Annotated in this window: 15 protein-coding genes and 1 riboswitch; of the genes, 7 read left to right on the top strand and 8 right to left on the bottom strand. The window is 48.3% G+C overall.

From position 1 onward, the window contains the following. Nucleotides 1–109: 109 nt before the first annotated feature. Nucleotides 110–1279 carry a 3-phosphoglycerate dehydrogenase family protein gene (locus AAA939_RS08650; protein WP_338209603.1) on the bottom strand — a complete coding sequence of 390 codons (1170 nt, stop codon included), beginning with the start codon at nucleotides 1277–1279 and terminating at the stop codon, nucleotides 110–112. After that, entirely contained in the window at nucleotides 1279–2370 is a 1092-nt protein-coding gene (gene serC, locus AAA939_RS08655) for a 3-phosphoserine/phosphohydroxythreonine transaminase (RefSeq protein ID WP_338209605.1), read from the bottom strand. The genes AAA939_RS08650 and serC overlap by 1 nt, the downstream gene beginning before the upstream one ends. Nucleotides 2371–2741: 371 nt before the next feature. Between serC and AAA939_RS08660 the strand changes: the two genes are divergently transcribed. From AAA939_RS08660 to AAA939_RS08670, 3 genes are all read left to right on the top strand, one after another. Further along, a complete protein-coding gene (locus tag AAA939_RS08660) occupies nucleotides 2742–3365 on the top strand; it encodes a histidine phosphatase family protein (protein ID WP_338209607.1) in 624 nt (207 codons plus the stop codon). Nucleotides 3366–3588: 223 nt separating this feature from the next. Then, nucleotides 3589–4581 (top strand): aldo/keto reductase, encoded by a 993-nt coding sequence (locus AAA939_RS08665; RefSeq protein WP_338209609.1) that lies wholly within the window; start codon nucleotides 3589–3591, stop codon nucleotides 4579–4581. Nucleotides 4582–4876: 295 nt separating this feature from the next. Then, nucleotides 4877–5098: a hypothetical protein gene (locus AAA939_RS08670; protein WP_338209611.1), complete on the top strand. Its 222-nt coding sequence runs from the start codon at nucleotides 4877–4879 to the stop codon at nucleotides 5096–5098. 119 nt (nucleotides 5099–5217) lie between these two features. Here the strand turns inward: AAA939_RS08670 and AAA939_RS08675 are convergent, their stop codons facing one another. Then, nucleotides 5218–6117, bottom strand: a complete 900-nt coding sequence (locus tag AAA939_RS08675) for an NFACT RNA binding domain-containing protein (RefSeq protein WP_338230851.1) — start codon at nucleotides 6115–6117, stop codon at nucleotides 5218–5220. 71 nt (nucleotides 6118–6188) lie between these two features. On the opposite strand from AAA939_RS08675, the gene AAA939_RS08680 reads away from it, so the two are divergent. Further along, nucleotides 6189–7376: an acetate/propionate family kinase gene (locus AAA939_RS08680; protein ID WP_338209612.1), complete on the top strand. Its 1188-nt coding sequence runs from the start codon at nucleotides 6189–6191 to the stop codon at nucleotides 7374–7376. 122 nt (nucleotides 7377–7498) lie between these two features. Next, on the top strand, nucleotides 7499–7693 hold the full coding sequence (locus AAA939_RS08685) for a small multidrug resistance protein (protein ID WP_338209614.1): 195 nt from the start codon (nucleotides 7499–7501) through the stop codon (nucleotides 7691–7693). A 106-nt stretch (nucleotides 7694–7799) separates the two neighbouring features. Here the strand turns inward: AAA939_RS08685 and AAA939_RS08690 are convergent, their stop codons facing one another. Next, the gene (locus AAA939_RS08690) at nucleotides 7800–8153 is read right to left on the bottom strand and encodes a fluoride efflux transporter FluC (RefSeq protein WP_338209616.1); all 354 of its coding nucleotides are present in this window, start codon (nucleotides 8151–8153) and stop codon (nucleotides 7800–7802) included. After that, complete coding sequence (locus AAA939_RS08695) at nucleotides 8153–8536, bottom strand: fluoride efflux transporter FluC (protein WP_338209618.1); 384 nt, start codon at nucleotides 8534–8536, stop codon at nucleotides 8153–8155. Before AAA939_RS08695 ends, AAA939_RS08690 begins: the two co-directional genes overlap by 1 nt. Nucleotides 8537–8865: 329 nt before the next feature. Here AAA939_RS08695 and AAA939_RS08700 point away from each other — a divergent pair, with 329 nt between their 5' ends. Next, entirely contained in the window at nucleotides 8866–10386 is a 1521-nt protein-coding gene (locus tag AAA939_RS08700; RefSeq protein ID WP_338209620.1) for an ABC-F family ATP-binding cassette domain-containing protein, read from the top strand. Between the two features lie 76 nt (nucleotides 10387–10462). Here AAA939_RS08700 and AAA939_RS08705 read toward each other — a convergent pair whose 3' ends face one another. Genes AAA939_RS08705 through AAA939_RS08715 form a run of 3 tightly spaced genes read right to left on the bottom strand, consistent with a single transcriptional unit; the run spans nucleotide 10463 to nucleotide 13126 of the window. Then, nucleotides 10463–11122: an energy-coupling factor transporter transmembrane component T family protein gene (locus AAA939_RS08705; RefSeq protein ID WP_338209622.1), complete on the bottom strand. Its 660-nt coding sequence runs from the start codon at nucleotides 11120–11122 to the stop codon at nucleotides 10463–10465. Continuing rightward, nucleotides 11112–12530, bottom strand: a complete 1419-nt coding sequence (locus AAA939_RS08710; RefSeq protein WP_338209624.1) for an ATP-binding cassette domain-containing protein — start codon at nucleotides 12528–12530, stop codon at nucleotides 11112–11114. The genes AAA939_RS08705 and AAA939_RS08710 overlap by 11 nt, the downstream gene beginning before the upstream one ends. A gap of 20 nt (nucleotides 12531–12550) precedes the next feature. After that, nucleotides 12551–13126: an ECF transporter S component gene (locus AAA939_RS08715; RefSeq protein WP_338209626.1), complete on the bottom strand. Its 576-nt coding sequence runs from the start codon at nucleotides 13124–13126 to the stop codon at nucleotides 12551–12553. Nucleotides 13127–13229: 103 nt separating this feature from the next. Beyond that, nucleotides 13230–13324, bottom strand: a riboswitch (TPP riboswitch). Nucleotides 13325–13471: 147 nt separating this feature from the next. Here AAA939_RS08715 and AAA939_RS08720 point away from each other — a divergent pair. Further along, entirely contained in the window at nucleotides 13472–13948 is a 477-nt protein-coding gene (locus AAA939_RS08720; RefSeq protein ID WP_338209628.1) for a glutathione peroxidase, read from the top strand. The last annotated feature ends 21 nt before the right edge of the window (nucleotides 13949–13969 follow it).

The following is a 13969-nucleotide window of genomic DNA, read 5'->3' on the forward strand; positions in this document are numbered from 1 at the left end:
ATCAATATTTAATTTTTAATGTTTTAAACAAAAACACTCAAAAAGCAGTCCTATCAAGGGTTGATAGGGCCACTTTGGTTAGAAAGTTTTTTATCCAAATTGGAAAAAACTAGGCGTTAGCAATCAGCCGGACACGGGTCACCGCTGGAATGGCGTTGAGTGCCGTGATCAATTGTTGGCTGTTTTGATGGTCTAAGGCGTCGACGTCGATAATCGTGTAGGCCGTTTGACGTTTAGCCGCGTTCGCCATGGTAGCGATGTTCAAGTTGGCAGCTGCCAGCTTAGACGTGATCTGGCTCACCATGTTAGGGACATTATCGTGAATCACGGTAAAACGGTAGGCGGCGTTAAACGGGACGGTTAGGTCGGGCAAATTAATGGCTGACTTGACGTTACCGGTTTCTAAATAAGTCATGATCGTCTTGGCGGCCTGGGTCGCCCCGTTGACTTCCGCTTCAATCGTGGAGCCGCCAATGTGAGGCGTAACCGTTACGTCATCGCGGTCAGCCAGTTGGGGTTCACCAAAGTCGGTGTAGTAGTGTGTTAAGTGGTGCGCATCTAACGCAGCCACGGCCGCCGTGTTATTGACGATCCCGATGCGTGAGTAGTTGAACAGGTTGACACCGTCAGGCATTGCCGCCAATTCATCGGGACCAATCAGGTTTAAGGTGTCTTCGTTTTTTGGCACGTGCACGGTGACGTAGTCCGCATGTTTGACCGCGTCTTTAAGCGTTGCGGCGCGTTGAACTTGTTTGGCGATATTCCAAGCGGCATCGGCGGACAAGTAGGGGTCGTATCCAATCACGTTCATGCCGAGCGTCAACGCGGCGTTAGCCACTAATGACCCGACGTGGCCTAAACCAATCACGGCCAAGGTTTTACCTAACAGTTCCGTGCCGTTAAACTTCGTTTTGTCGTGTTCAGTCCGCTGAGAAACGTCCGCTTCAGTGTGTTTAGCGGAGTAGCTGGTCGCGGCCATCAAGTTCCGTGAAGAAATAATTAACAGCGCAAGGACCAGTTCTTTGACGGCGTTGGCGTTACTGCCGGGGGTGTTGAACACGGCGGTCCCGTTGGCAGTCGCTTGGTCGACGGGCACGTTGTTAACGCCGGCGCCCGCCCGGACGATCACTTTTAGTGATTCTGGCAAGGTCTGTTGGTGCAAATTGACCGAACGAATTAAGTAGGCGTCGGGATGTTCGGACTGGTTTAGTTTGTAATTTTGAGTGAACGTATTGAGCCCGGCTTGGGCAATCGCATTATAAGTTTTAACTTGATACATTAATTCAACACTCCTTTAGCATGGGTGGCTTCAAAAGTAGCGAGATAATCAACGAGGGCGTCGACGCCAGCCAGTGGCATGGCGTTATACAGGCTGGCGCGCATCCCGCCGACTAGCCGGTGCCCCTTTAGGTTTAAGAGACCCCGTTCCGTGGCACCAGCAATAAATTGGGCGTCTAACGCAGCGTCGTCCGTCACGAACGGCACGTTCATCGTGGAACGGTCGGTAGTTTTCACCGGGTTAGTGAATAATTGAGATTGATCTAAGAAGTCGTACAGTCGGGCTGCTTTTTCCTGGTTACGTTGAGCCATTGCGGCAAGCCCGCCTTGAGTCTTCAACCACTTAAGGACGAGTCCCGCAGCGTAAATGGCGAAGACCGGTGGCGTGTTAAACATCGACTGCTTCTCCGCAAAGAGCTGGTAGTCGAGCATGCTTGGCAGATTCTTGGCGTGGCCAATTAAATCGTCACGGACGATCACGATGGTTAAGCCGGCGGGACCGAGATTCTTTTGAGCCCCGGCAAAAATCATCCCAAAGTCGGTGACGTTATAAGGCTGACCCAAGAAATTAGATGACATATCGGCGACTAACGGAACGCGACCAGTATTTGGAATTTTTGTGTACATCGTTCCTTCAATGGTGTTGTTCGTGGTAAGGTGAACGTAGTCTAAGTTTTGGTCGACTGGTCCTTGTAGTTGCGGTAACGCCGTGAAATGGTTATCAGCGTCCGTTGCTAAAATATCGACTTGGGTGTCCACTCGCCGGGCTTCATCAGCGGCCCGACTGGCCCAATGCCCACTATCAAGTAGGCCGATGTGGTGATGGGCGGTGGCTAGGTTAAGCGGTGCGGCTGTAAATTGCAACGTCCCGCCACCCTGGAAAAAGAGGACGCGGTAGTTGTCTGGAATTTGCATTAAGTCGCGCAAATCTTGTTCGGCGTCGTTGATGACTTGTTCAAACAGTTGTGAGCGGTGGGAGATTTCCATGATACTCATTCCTGAGTCTTGAAACGACGGTAATTCAGCTTGAATCTGATCAATGACCGGTTTCGGCATGACGGCTGGACCGGCAGAAAAGTTATACGTTGGCATAAAAAAATCCCCACTTTCAAATTAGTAACTAACCAAATGACCATAAAAAAGCCCTCGTAGTCAATTCGACTACCAGGACTGTTAATTAATCAGTATTATAACCGCCCTCGTCATCGAATGTGATTGAACATCCGTGCTGGGGCTTGATTTGCTCACGCGAAATTAGGCCAACACAGATGGGTGTGTAGACCAGGAGGAGACGATTAAATTAGCATTACGATTAATTGTCATAAAACTCACTCCTTAATTTCAATGACTACAATTTATCAAGAGAAACTTATTTTGTCAAGTCAACAAATGAGAAAAATTATGCCATAATTAAGAAAAGAAAAGCGTTATTCATTAATATTTAATTTTGCAGGAGGCTTGGCATGACAACTTTTTACATCGTTCGCCACGGACAAACGACGGCGAACGCCCAAAATTTGAAACAGGGCACAATTAATACGGCCATTACCCAGCTAAATAAGGTGGGACAACAGCAAGCACAGGAGTTACACGCGGCGTTTGATATCAGTTTTGCCGATCGACTGATTTGTAGCCCGCTGGACCGAACGCGAGCAACGGCCGCAATTTTAAACCGGGGGCGGGATTTACCGTTGACCACGGATGAGCGGTTATTAGAGATCTCGTACGGTCAGTGGGACGGTCAAGATAACGCAAAGTTATTGGCAACGTACCCGCAGTACTTTGATCCGTTGTTAAAAGACGTCTTACCGACTTACGTGACGGTGGCGACGGCGGGCGAAACGTTTGACCACGTGATTCAACGGGCCCAAGCCTTTTTGACAGCCACGGCGGCACAGTATCCCGATGACAAGATTATTGTGGTGACCCACGGTTTTACCGTCAAAGCCATGGCGCTAGCCGTGTTGCAACCGCAGGACCCAATGAGCTTACCGGAACCGGAAAATACCAGCGTCACTAAAATCACGGTGGACGCAGCCACGCAACGGGAATTTTTGAGCTACTATAATCGGCATAGTAGTTTTTAATGCCCCTTAACGAATACGTGATTTCGGCCTACAATGGAAAGTAGTTTGAGGTAATCACGCACTGTTGCTCCTTACCTCAAACGGCGTATCAATCAGGCAGCAACAGCAGACATCACATATAAACTCCTAAGTGAGGCAATCCTGGCGACTTGCGAGGACTGCCTTTTTTGTGTTTAAGGTTATAATGTAACCGTTAACTAAAATTATTTGAGGTGGTATTAGTATGACATATTCAGCAGCAAGTACCCGCTATGATGAGTTACCGATTCGCCGGGTTGGTCGAACTGGATTACAGTTACCAATTGTTTCGCTAGGATTATGGCGTAACTTTGGCGACGAACAACCCTATGCTAATTCGCGTAAAGTTGTGCTCGATGCGTTTGATCACGGGGTCTTTAGTTTTGACCTCGCCAATAATTACGGGCCATCTAAGGGGTCGGCAGAACAAACTTTTGGGAAAATTTTCCAAGACGACTTAAAATCTTACCGGGATGAGTTAGTGATTACGACGAAGGCGGGCTACCCGGCATGGCCAGGACCATACGGCGCCTTTGGGTCACGCAAGACGTTGATTAGCTCACTGGACCGTAGCTTAAAACGGATGCATCTGGACTACGTTGATTTATACTATTCACACCGGCCAGATCCAGATATTGATTTACAGGAAACCGCCCAGGCCCTCGATCAAGTTGTTCGGCAAGGGAAGGCCATGTACGTCGGCATTTCAAACTACGACCGGGACCAAACCGCAGAAATGATCGGCTACTTTAAGGACATGCACACGCCGTTTACCGTTAACCAATTTTCTTATAACATGTTGCATGAAACGGCCCAAACGACTGGCTTGATTGACCTGTTAGCGCAAAATGGGGCCGGTTTAGTCGCGTACGGTCCGTTGTCAGAAGGACTACTGACGCAGCGTTACTTAGACGGGATTCCCGCTGATTTTCCGATTCACCGGACCAACAAGTACTTGTTAGCGAACGGGACCGATGCAGTCGTCAAGCAGTTAAATGACTTGAACGCCGTGGCACAGAACCGTGGGCAAACGTTAGCTCAGATGGCATTAGCGTGGTTGTTACGGTCTGAAGCCGTTACCAGTGTCATTATTGGGACGACCAGTATTGATCACCTACACGCAAACTTGGACGCCGCTAAACAGTTGACGTTCAGCGATGAAGAAGTCGCAACGATTAAACAAATTTTGAAAAAATAGTGATTGACTGAACTGATCAGTTAGTGCAATCAGAAAAACCACGTATCAACGGGCCCTTCGACGAGGGATGTTGGTACGTGGTTTTTGTTAGCGCACGAAACGTGCAATGTGATGTTCAGATTCTAAAAATGTTCGGTTACTCGGGTAGTTAACTGGGTGATTGATTTTAACGTGAAAACATTCAAATGCCGGAAATCCCGTCCTAGCAACGTCATCAAATTGTAATAGTTTATTACGAACGTACGTTCTAAAAGTGTGCTATGATTAAGCTACTATTTTCGATGAGGTGATCTGAATGGAACAGCTGAAACCAATTGAAGCTTCGTTGTTACAAGCTTATGAATTAAATTGTGTGGTGCGATTGACCTTAGCGGACGGCGAACGTCCGAGTGGGCTAATTGCCGCCGTCAACGCGTCGGCGCTCTTTTTGAACCAGCAGGCCGGCATTGTTAACCAAATTGCGCTCAGTGACGTTACCGCCATTGATTTCTTGAAAGAGTCGTGGTGGCAGCGTTAATCCTGAAGATCAGATAAGGGGTCTGTAATCCAGCGCGATTTTGGCGCAAAATCATAAAAAAGTTGTCCAGCAGGGTTGCTGAACAACTTTTTTAGTGGCCAGACGATAGCAACTTACGACTATTTTTCGGGGTCGCGGAGCTCGTTAACGAGTTCGGGATCGGGACTAACCGTAATTGTCCGGGCCGGACCGCTAAACGTCACTAGGCCGGATTTAGCGCCCTTAGGCTTACGCATTTGCCCAACTTTCAAGCAGTCGACCGGAACCCGGCGCATCTTCTTACCCTTGCTGTAATAGGCGGTCAAAACGGCGGCTTCTTGTAAGGTGCGCTCACTCGGGTTGGTGCTGTGAATGACGACGTGTGAGCCGGGAATTTCACCGCCAGCGTGCATCCAGTAATAATCTTTCCGTGCGGTCATTGTTAAGTGGTCGTTTTGGTAACTATTCTTGCCGACTTCGACTAAAACGTGGTCGTGCGTGTGGAACCGCCGTGGATGGGCTGGTTCGGGTGCTTTAGATGAGTGCAGAACTTGGGTGTGAATCACGCTCTGTTCGATCAGGCTTTGTTTTAATTGGGCCACTTGGTCAGGGTCAGTGGGATCAAACGCGGCCTGCTGGGCGAGTTGTTGCTGCAACTCAGCTTCGGCTAGTTCACGGTTATGGATGACCGTATTTAGGCCGCGTTTACTCTTACGATAGCGATGAAAGTAGTCTTCGGCGTTGGCGATAATGGATTTAGTCGCGTCGAGTTTGATCGTTAACTTTGTTTCGGGTTGACGGTAGTCGGGTAATTCGACAAAATTATGGTGGCCGTCAATTTGACTCGCATACGTTTTTAACAACGTCCCCTTAACTTGGAGTTCGGTTGCGTCGGGCATGTGGTCGATGGCCTTACTTAGAGATTCAATTTGTTTTTTAGTGTGATGGAGCTGGTTTGCAAGGCCTTTTTGCACCAGTTCAGCGTCGGTAATATCGGGCATGAGAAGTTCCTTTCTGTAAAACTTGATTAGTTTTATTATACATCTTGAAAATTAGTTCACTATTTTTCAGAAAAGTTCGGTATTCTATTAGAGGGAGAGTGATTTTTGAGATGCAAAAAACATTAATTATTAACGCAGGTAGCTCATCGTTGAAGTGGAAATTATTTGAAATGCCCGCTGAAACGGTGGTTGCTAGTGGCTTGGTTGAACGAATCAGTATGCCAGGTTCGATTTTTACAATTAAATATGGTGACCATCAGAAGTACGAAACAACGGTTGATAACTTGGATCAAAATCATGCGGCCAAGTTGATGCTGACGGAATTACAACGGTTAGCCATCATTCAGTCGTTGGATGAGATTACGGCGGTCGCTCACCGGGTCGTTGCGGGTGGCGAAACGTTCAAACACGCCGTCGAAGTAACGCCGGATGTTTTACAAGCTATCAAGGATCTGAGTAATTTTGCACCACTGCATAATCCGATGGAAGCCAAAGGGATCGAGACGATGGCCCAAGCTTTGCCAAACGTGAAGCAGTACGCCGTCTTTGACAGCCAATTCTTCACCGATTTGCCTGAAAAGAATGCAATCTATAGCTTACCGTATGAGTTGACGAATAAGTACCATATTCGGCGCTACGGTGAACACGGCATCTCGCACGGTTACTTGACTGGTCGGGCCGCTGAACTATTGGGCCAACCTAAGGAATCACTTGATTTAGTCACGTTACACTTAGGGAGCGGGGCCTCGTTAGCCGCTGTCAAAGATGGGAAGGCCTTCGATACATCAATGGGCTTTACACCGTTGACCGGGGTAACGATGGGAACGCGGGCCGGTGACGTTGACCCGTCAATTTTACCGTTCTTAATGCAGGCTGAAAATATTAGTGACCCTAATGAAATTATGATGATGCTCAATAATGAATCTGGGTTATTAGGGGTCTCAGGGATTTCACCCGATATGCGTGAGATTCGGGCCCAAGCAGCGACGAATCCGCGGGCGAAGTTAGCCATTGAGATTTTTGTTAACCGGATCGTTAAATACGCTGGGAGCTATTTAACGGAATTAAACGGGGCCGATGCCATTATTTTTGCTGGGGGTATTGGGGAACACAACGCACCGTTGCGGCAACAAATCATTGATGAGTTGCGGATCTTTGGGGTGAAATTGGACCCACAATTGAACGATGCCGGTCAAGAAGGCGTCATCAGTAGCACTGATTCCAAGATCAAAGTCTTGTTAATTCCAACCAATGAAGAGCTAGCGATGGTTCGACAGGTTGCGGCGTTACAAGATTAATTAAGCTTCCGTTAATTTGGGACAAGTCACTAGGCGTTCGTAATGCAGCATGCTAGACTTTTTGCTAAGAAGACAGTTAATGTCGACCGTAAGGAGGGAAGCTCCGGTTTAGGGGCGCTATAATGATCGGTTTTTTGATTGCTTTAGTGATTGGTTTTTGGTTACTAAAAGTTGTCTTTAAAATTGGATTTAAATTAATCGGTTTAATTTTTACAGTCATCATCGGGTTATTCTTGCTTAAAATGGCGCTGTGGATTGGCGTGGCCGTTTTGGCACTCGGAGGAATTGCTTTATTGGCGAATCCGTTTCAAAATTAAAATAATAGCGTGGGACAAACTACCTTTTATCCCACGTTTCGACCATAGTAATGGCAAAGCCATGCAGAAATAGTTGATATTTCTACATGGCTTTTTGCCTTTCAGTTTAAATTAAAGTGCCAATTAAGGTCAAGCCAAGTCCGCCTAGCAGGCTGAGGCCCAAATAGGACCAGGCTGTTGGTTGGTGATGGTTACGACTAAGCAAGACGATCTCGTTAATCATGGTAGAGAAGGTCGTGTAGCCGCCCATAATGCCAGTTCCCAAGAAGACTTGCCAATTTAACGGTAAGTGGTGCGTCAAGACCACGCCGAGTAGTAGTGAACCGGTCAAGTTGATAAAGAGGGTGGCAACGGGCAGCGGCCACCGAACGTTTAGTGGTTGGGCAAGGCGCATCAGGCCGAAGCGACACAGTGCCCCGACTGCGGCGCCACTGCCGGCTAATAAGACGAGCGTTAGCATCAGGCGGCCCCCCTTGTCATCCAGTGATCACTGAGTAAATTACCAGCTAATCCGGCAAGCAGACCTAAACCGAGACTGGCACCGATATATAGAATCGCCAAAACGCTATGGCCATTTTGCAAGATCTGTAGCGTTTCGTTGGTGAAAGTTGAAAAGGTCGTAAAACTACCGACCAGGCCAACACTCATACCCGTTATAACGGCTTCTGAAAGGGAAACTCGAGCTGGCAAGAGACTCGTAATTAAGCTCAAAATAAAGGCACCGGTAATATTAATAATGGCGGTGATCCAAAAATGCTGGGGCCAAGTCACGATTAAGCTAAGTAACTCCCGTAAGCCACCACCTAGCATGGCGAAAACCGCAATGGCAAGGACCTTTTTCAAACATGACACCCACTTTCAGAAAGTGATTTAAGTTTACTGAAAGTTAGGGCGGAATTCAACCGGCGCTAGTTGCAAAATTATTTTAAGCATGCTATTGTATAAATCAACTTATGAAAGTACGGAGGATTTCAGCCAATGCGCAACTAATTAATTCTAGTAACTGAACAGTCATTGACCCAATAAATAAGGGGTGGACTGTCGTTTTTGGGATTAATTAGTGGTGCTGGCGAAATCTAAATGCCAGCGCTCCCGGATTCGGGAACGCTTTTTTTGTGTTTGTATTTAGGACGCACACCGCGAATATCCCACGAGTTAAAGGGGATTTTGATATGACAGAAATAAAATTAACGAATATTGAAAAATTAGTGGCGGGCCGACCGCTATTTACGATTAAAGATTTAACGGCGTCGGATGGCGCCCACATTGGAATCGTTGGCCGCAACGGGGCGGGAAAATCAACGTTAGCACACATTTTAACGGGGACGGATCACGACTATCAAGGCCAACTGATCATTGATGCACCGGTAGTGTACGTGCCGCAGATTGCACCGACCTTTGACCAAAGCGGGGGTCAGGCCATGCTAGCTCGGGTTCGCGAAGCCTTAAGCCAACGCCCAGAAATTTTGATCTTGGATGAACCGTCATCGAATTTGGATGAAGCCCATCAGGATTGGTTAGCCAGAAAACTGAAGCGATTCAGGGGCATTTTACTGTTGATCTCACATGATCGGCAATTGTTAAACGCGGTGACCACGACAACTTGGGCCGTCGTTCACCAGGAATTTAAGATGTATCCGGGTAACTATGCGCACTACCATGCGATTGAGCAACAACAGTTGGTGACCCAAGAAGCCGCGTATACGCGCCAAGCCCGGCACCTTCAGGATTTGAAAAAGGCGACCCAGGCGCGACACGAAAAGGCCCAACGTATCCGCAAAGGGAACAAGCGATTAACCGCGGCTGAACGTGCTAACTCCAAGTCGTTGCGGGAAGCGACGGCAGCAAAGATGGACCGCAGCGCCAAAAAGTTAGTTGAACGTGGCGAACGGGAAGCGACGGTGGCTAAACCGTTCACGCAAACCGGGTTTAAGTTGGTGGCAACGGACTTTCCTCATTTTACTGGGAAAGCAGTCGTGACCGCCTTGGATATGCAGCTGGTGGAATATGGCAAAACGTTACTAAAATCAACGACGTTTCAGATCAAACCGCAATCACGGGTGACGCTGGTTGGCCCCAATGGTAGTGGCAAAACGACCTTGTTAAAGGCCATTTTAGCGGGTCAGACACCGGGATTAACCTTGGCGCCCGCAGCGAAGGTTGGTGTCTTCAATCAGGATATGACGGCTTTAGATGGTCATTTGACCGTCTGGCAAACGGTGCGGGCCGCGAGTCACTTACCTGATCAGACCGTCCGTAACGTGATGGGCGCGCTCGGGTTACCCGCCCGCTTTTACCCGCAACTGGTCGCTGAACTCAGTGGTGGCGAGCTGGTCAAGCTACAATTGGTTCGAATCTTAGTCGGTGACTACAACGTGCTGATGCTAGATGAACCGACTAACTATTTGGACGTTGACGCCCTCGACGCGTTAGCGGACTATTTACAGCATTATCCGGGGACGGTCATTTTCGTTTCCCATGATGATCCGTTTAGGGAAGCCGTGGCGACCCGGACCTTAGCATTTAAAGATCACGAGTTAGTCGATCCGGACAAGGAAGTGCAGGCGCCCAAGCAGTCGGTTGACCTCCCACTCTTGCAATTCAAGTACGACCAAATGATGGCTGACCCGAACGCTAAAACGGCTGATATTCAGGCCCTTAAGCAACAAATTGATGCAGCTAAAGCACACTGATTTGAAAAGCAGTCTGTACGTTTAAAAAAGTCTTACTAGCCACTTGAACGAAAGTGGCTAGTAAGACTTTTTTAGATTAACGCCACGGCATAACGAATACGCCGAGTTGTAGTAGCAAGACGCCGCCAATCAAAATCACCCAGTCACTGGGATGTATCTGGATTTGACGGTAATGCGTCCGGGGTGCGTCTTCCACAAAACCGTGTGAAGACATGGCCTGGGCAAGGTTTTGGGACCAGTTAATGGCGATTAAAATGGCTTTGAAGTAAAGCTGGGGTGACCAAAATGAAAGGGTCTGCCCCCGCATTAAGCCCGCGGCGCGAATGACTTGGACCTCGTGTTTGATTTTGGGGGCCAAGTTGTAAGCTGCCAGGACCCCGTAAGCGAACTTAGAAGGTAAATGGCAGTTCTGTTCTAAGGAATCAGCCAAGGCTAAGACGTCGGTCGTCAGGGTCAGCGTGGCACCGGTAAAGACGAATGCATAGATACGTGTGAACAGAACCCACGCCATTAATTCCTTTTGCCCGGTCCCGTTGATGTACTGGGTGCTCCAGAGCCCAATCGCCGGAATTAACGGCACAATTAAAAGCCAGAGGAGCGTTCGGAGCTTAACGCGGCAGGCAAGTAAGTAAATAATTGATAGAACGACTAGTGCGACGTTTAAGCTGACAATGTTTGTAAATGAAATTTCAAGTGCCACGATCAGTAGTAGCAATAATTTTAAACTAGGATTCATGAGGCGCACCCCCGTATTGTAACCGGTGATCAGCCAGTCGCAGGTGATAGTCGATTAGCGGGGTTAACCCGGTGAGTTGGTGACTAATAATGATCAGAGTCTGATGAGTTTCCATTAAGGTCGTTTGGAGTAGATCGACGAGGGCGTGAATGGACTTTAAATCCAGTCCCTTCAGCGGCTCATCCATTAACAAGACGGGTGACTGCATAATGAGCATCAATAAGATTTGTAACTTCTTCTTTTGCCCCTCGCTCAAAGTATAAATGACCTGATCATCGCGGCCCGCTAAGTTAAGTTGCGTCAGGGCCGCTTGGATGCGCGCGGGCGTAAAGTAATCGCTGTACGCGTACTTTTGACTCTGTGCGAGTTCTTCGGCCACGGTAATGTTAAAAAACTGAGCTTCGGCGTCTTGGAATAGTAACGCAACTTGCCGCGCGTAGCGTTTTCGCCGGATTTTTTGAATGTCTCGACCCTGATAGTTAATGGTGCCGTCGTAACGGTTTAAACGCACGAGGGCCTCGAACAAGGTAGACTTACCAGTCCCATTTGCCCCCGTAATTAATGTGTTGTGGTGGGCGTGGAGTTGTAGGTCGGTAGGGCTCAGCAAGGTGTGTTCGCCCTGACTAAGGCCCAACTGGTGGAGGTCAAATAACGGTTGTTCATCAATTGACGGTACCGGCCACGCTGGTAGCGCTTGCGGTTGAAAGGCCGCAAATAACTGCGCCCAGTCTGCTTTGGGGAGCACCTTCAATTGGTGTTCTGGCGTAATTTGGACCACGTGATCGACGAGCTCATCGTAGCCCGCGTAATCGTGGTCGGCTAAAATAATGGTTTTACCGCGGTGATCACGCAATTCGACCAGCCGTCGTAGTAGTCCGGCCCGAGCAATTGGATCGACACTCGCAAACGGTTCGTCTAACAAGATGACGTCGCTATCCATCGCAACGATGACCGCTAAGGCGACTTTTTGTTTTTCACCACCAGATAACTGACTGAGCAGCCGGTTTTGCAAGTCGCGAATACCGACAAAGTCGAGGGCGCTCGTGAGGCGGTGCATGATAATTTGGGGATCGGTTTGTTGATTCTCTAACGCGAAGATCAGTTCGTGTTCAACCGTGTCCATGGCGAACTGTTGGTTAGGATTTTGAAACATCATGGCGACGCGCTTAGAGCGGTCAGTTGCGGGGATGGCGCTGAGAAGCGTTTGGTCATAACGAATCTGGCCGTGTTCAGCTGGCAACGACAATAGGCCCGCAATTAACTGCAGTAACGTTGATTTACCGGTCCCAGAAGGCCCCGTCAGTAAGGTGAACTGGTGGGCGGGAAACTGAGCGGTGACGTGTTCAAAGATGGGCGTCTGCGCCGATGAATACGTATAAGATAAATTTTCAAGCGCAATCGTCGCCATGTAAAAGGACCTCCGAAAAATTAGTTAGTGTGTGTTTTTTTAAGAACGTGGCTACGGTCCAATAAATCCGTAATGGCGCGGGTCAGTAACCCACCAAAAACGAACATCGAACAGAACCGAACGACGAAGAAGAGGAGGAGTAGCCATAGTTGTAACTTGGCGTACCCGCTACGTGCTAAGTCCCAACCAAAAGTGACGATGGTCGTGGTGGCGGCGGTCGCAACTAGACCTAACCAGTCATAATGTTTGTAACGGGTCAGCGTAAAGCCTAATTCTGAACCGACCCCTTGTAAGACACCTGAGATCATCGTTGAGGCGCCCCATTGCCCCCCGAAAAGCATTTCAACAACGGATGCCAAAAACTCGCCGAGGACTGAAGCTCCTTTGATTCGTAGCATGTAGCCGGCAAGCATCCCGGGCATGCACCAGAGCCCGAGCAACAATTCGTTTGGAATTTGGCTCAAGCCTAACGGTGCGAAGACCGCGGTTAAAATATCGTAAATATAGTTGGTCCCTAAGAAAATAATACCGAAGAAAACGCCAATTAATGCTAATAAAATAATGTCACTTAAATACCAATCTTTTACCCATTTCACAAGTGTAACCTCCCATAGTATCTGATTCATCCACAGCATCCGTGCGACAAAAAACGCCTACCACGCAAAACGGTGGTAGACGGCTAAGTCATCATTGATGGTTCCCCAAATAAAAGCATTGCTTCCTGCGCTGGCATTGTCCAGATTCAGGTTCAATGGGTATTATCTCAGCCGTAGTTGGCACCCCAGTTGCTATTGTGGATGATAGGATTAGTGTAACGGAAAAATTTAGGAAGCGCAATCAAAATCCGTCGATTAGAAAGCAAACTTCACTAGAAAATCAAGAATATGTGGTTTACTAAGAATAGCAGCTAAAAAAGTAAACTTTGTTAGGAGGGTTGCTCCATGACGACGGAGATTTATGATTTTACGGAAACTGAAATGAGTGGTGAGACCCTGGCGTTGTCCCAATACCGTGGAAAAGTCCTGCTGATTGTGAATACGGCTAGCAACTGTGGCCTGGCACCACAATTTAAGGGCTTGGAGACGTTGTATCAGCGCTATCAAGGTGAGGGACTAGTGATTTTAGGCCTGCCATCGAACCAATTTCATCAGGAAAAGGCGGACGACGCTGAGACGCACGACTATTGTCAGCGGCACTACGGCGTGACGTTCCCGATGACGAAACGGGTACTGGTCAATGGCGATGAAGCTGATCCGTTATTCACTTATCTAAAACGGACGGCTGGCCACGGTCGAATCAAGTGGAATTTCACAAAATTTTTAATTGGGCGGGATGGACGCGTCTTAAATCGCTTCGCCCCCACAACGCGGCCAGTTGCCTTTGAAACGGCAATTCAAGATGCGTTAGCTGATCGATAAGCATTAGAAATAAGTTAGGAG

The sequence above is a fragment of the Lactiplantibacillus paraxiangfangensis genome (assembly GCF_036246185.1).
Taxonomy (GTDB): domain Bacteria; phylum Bacillota; class Bacilli; order Lactobacillales; family Lactobacillaceae; genus Lactiplantibacillus; species Lactiplantibacillus paraxiangfangensis.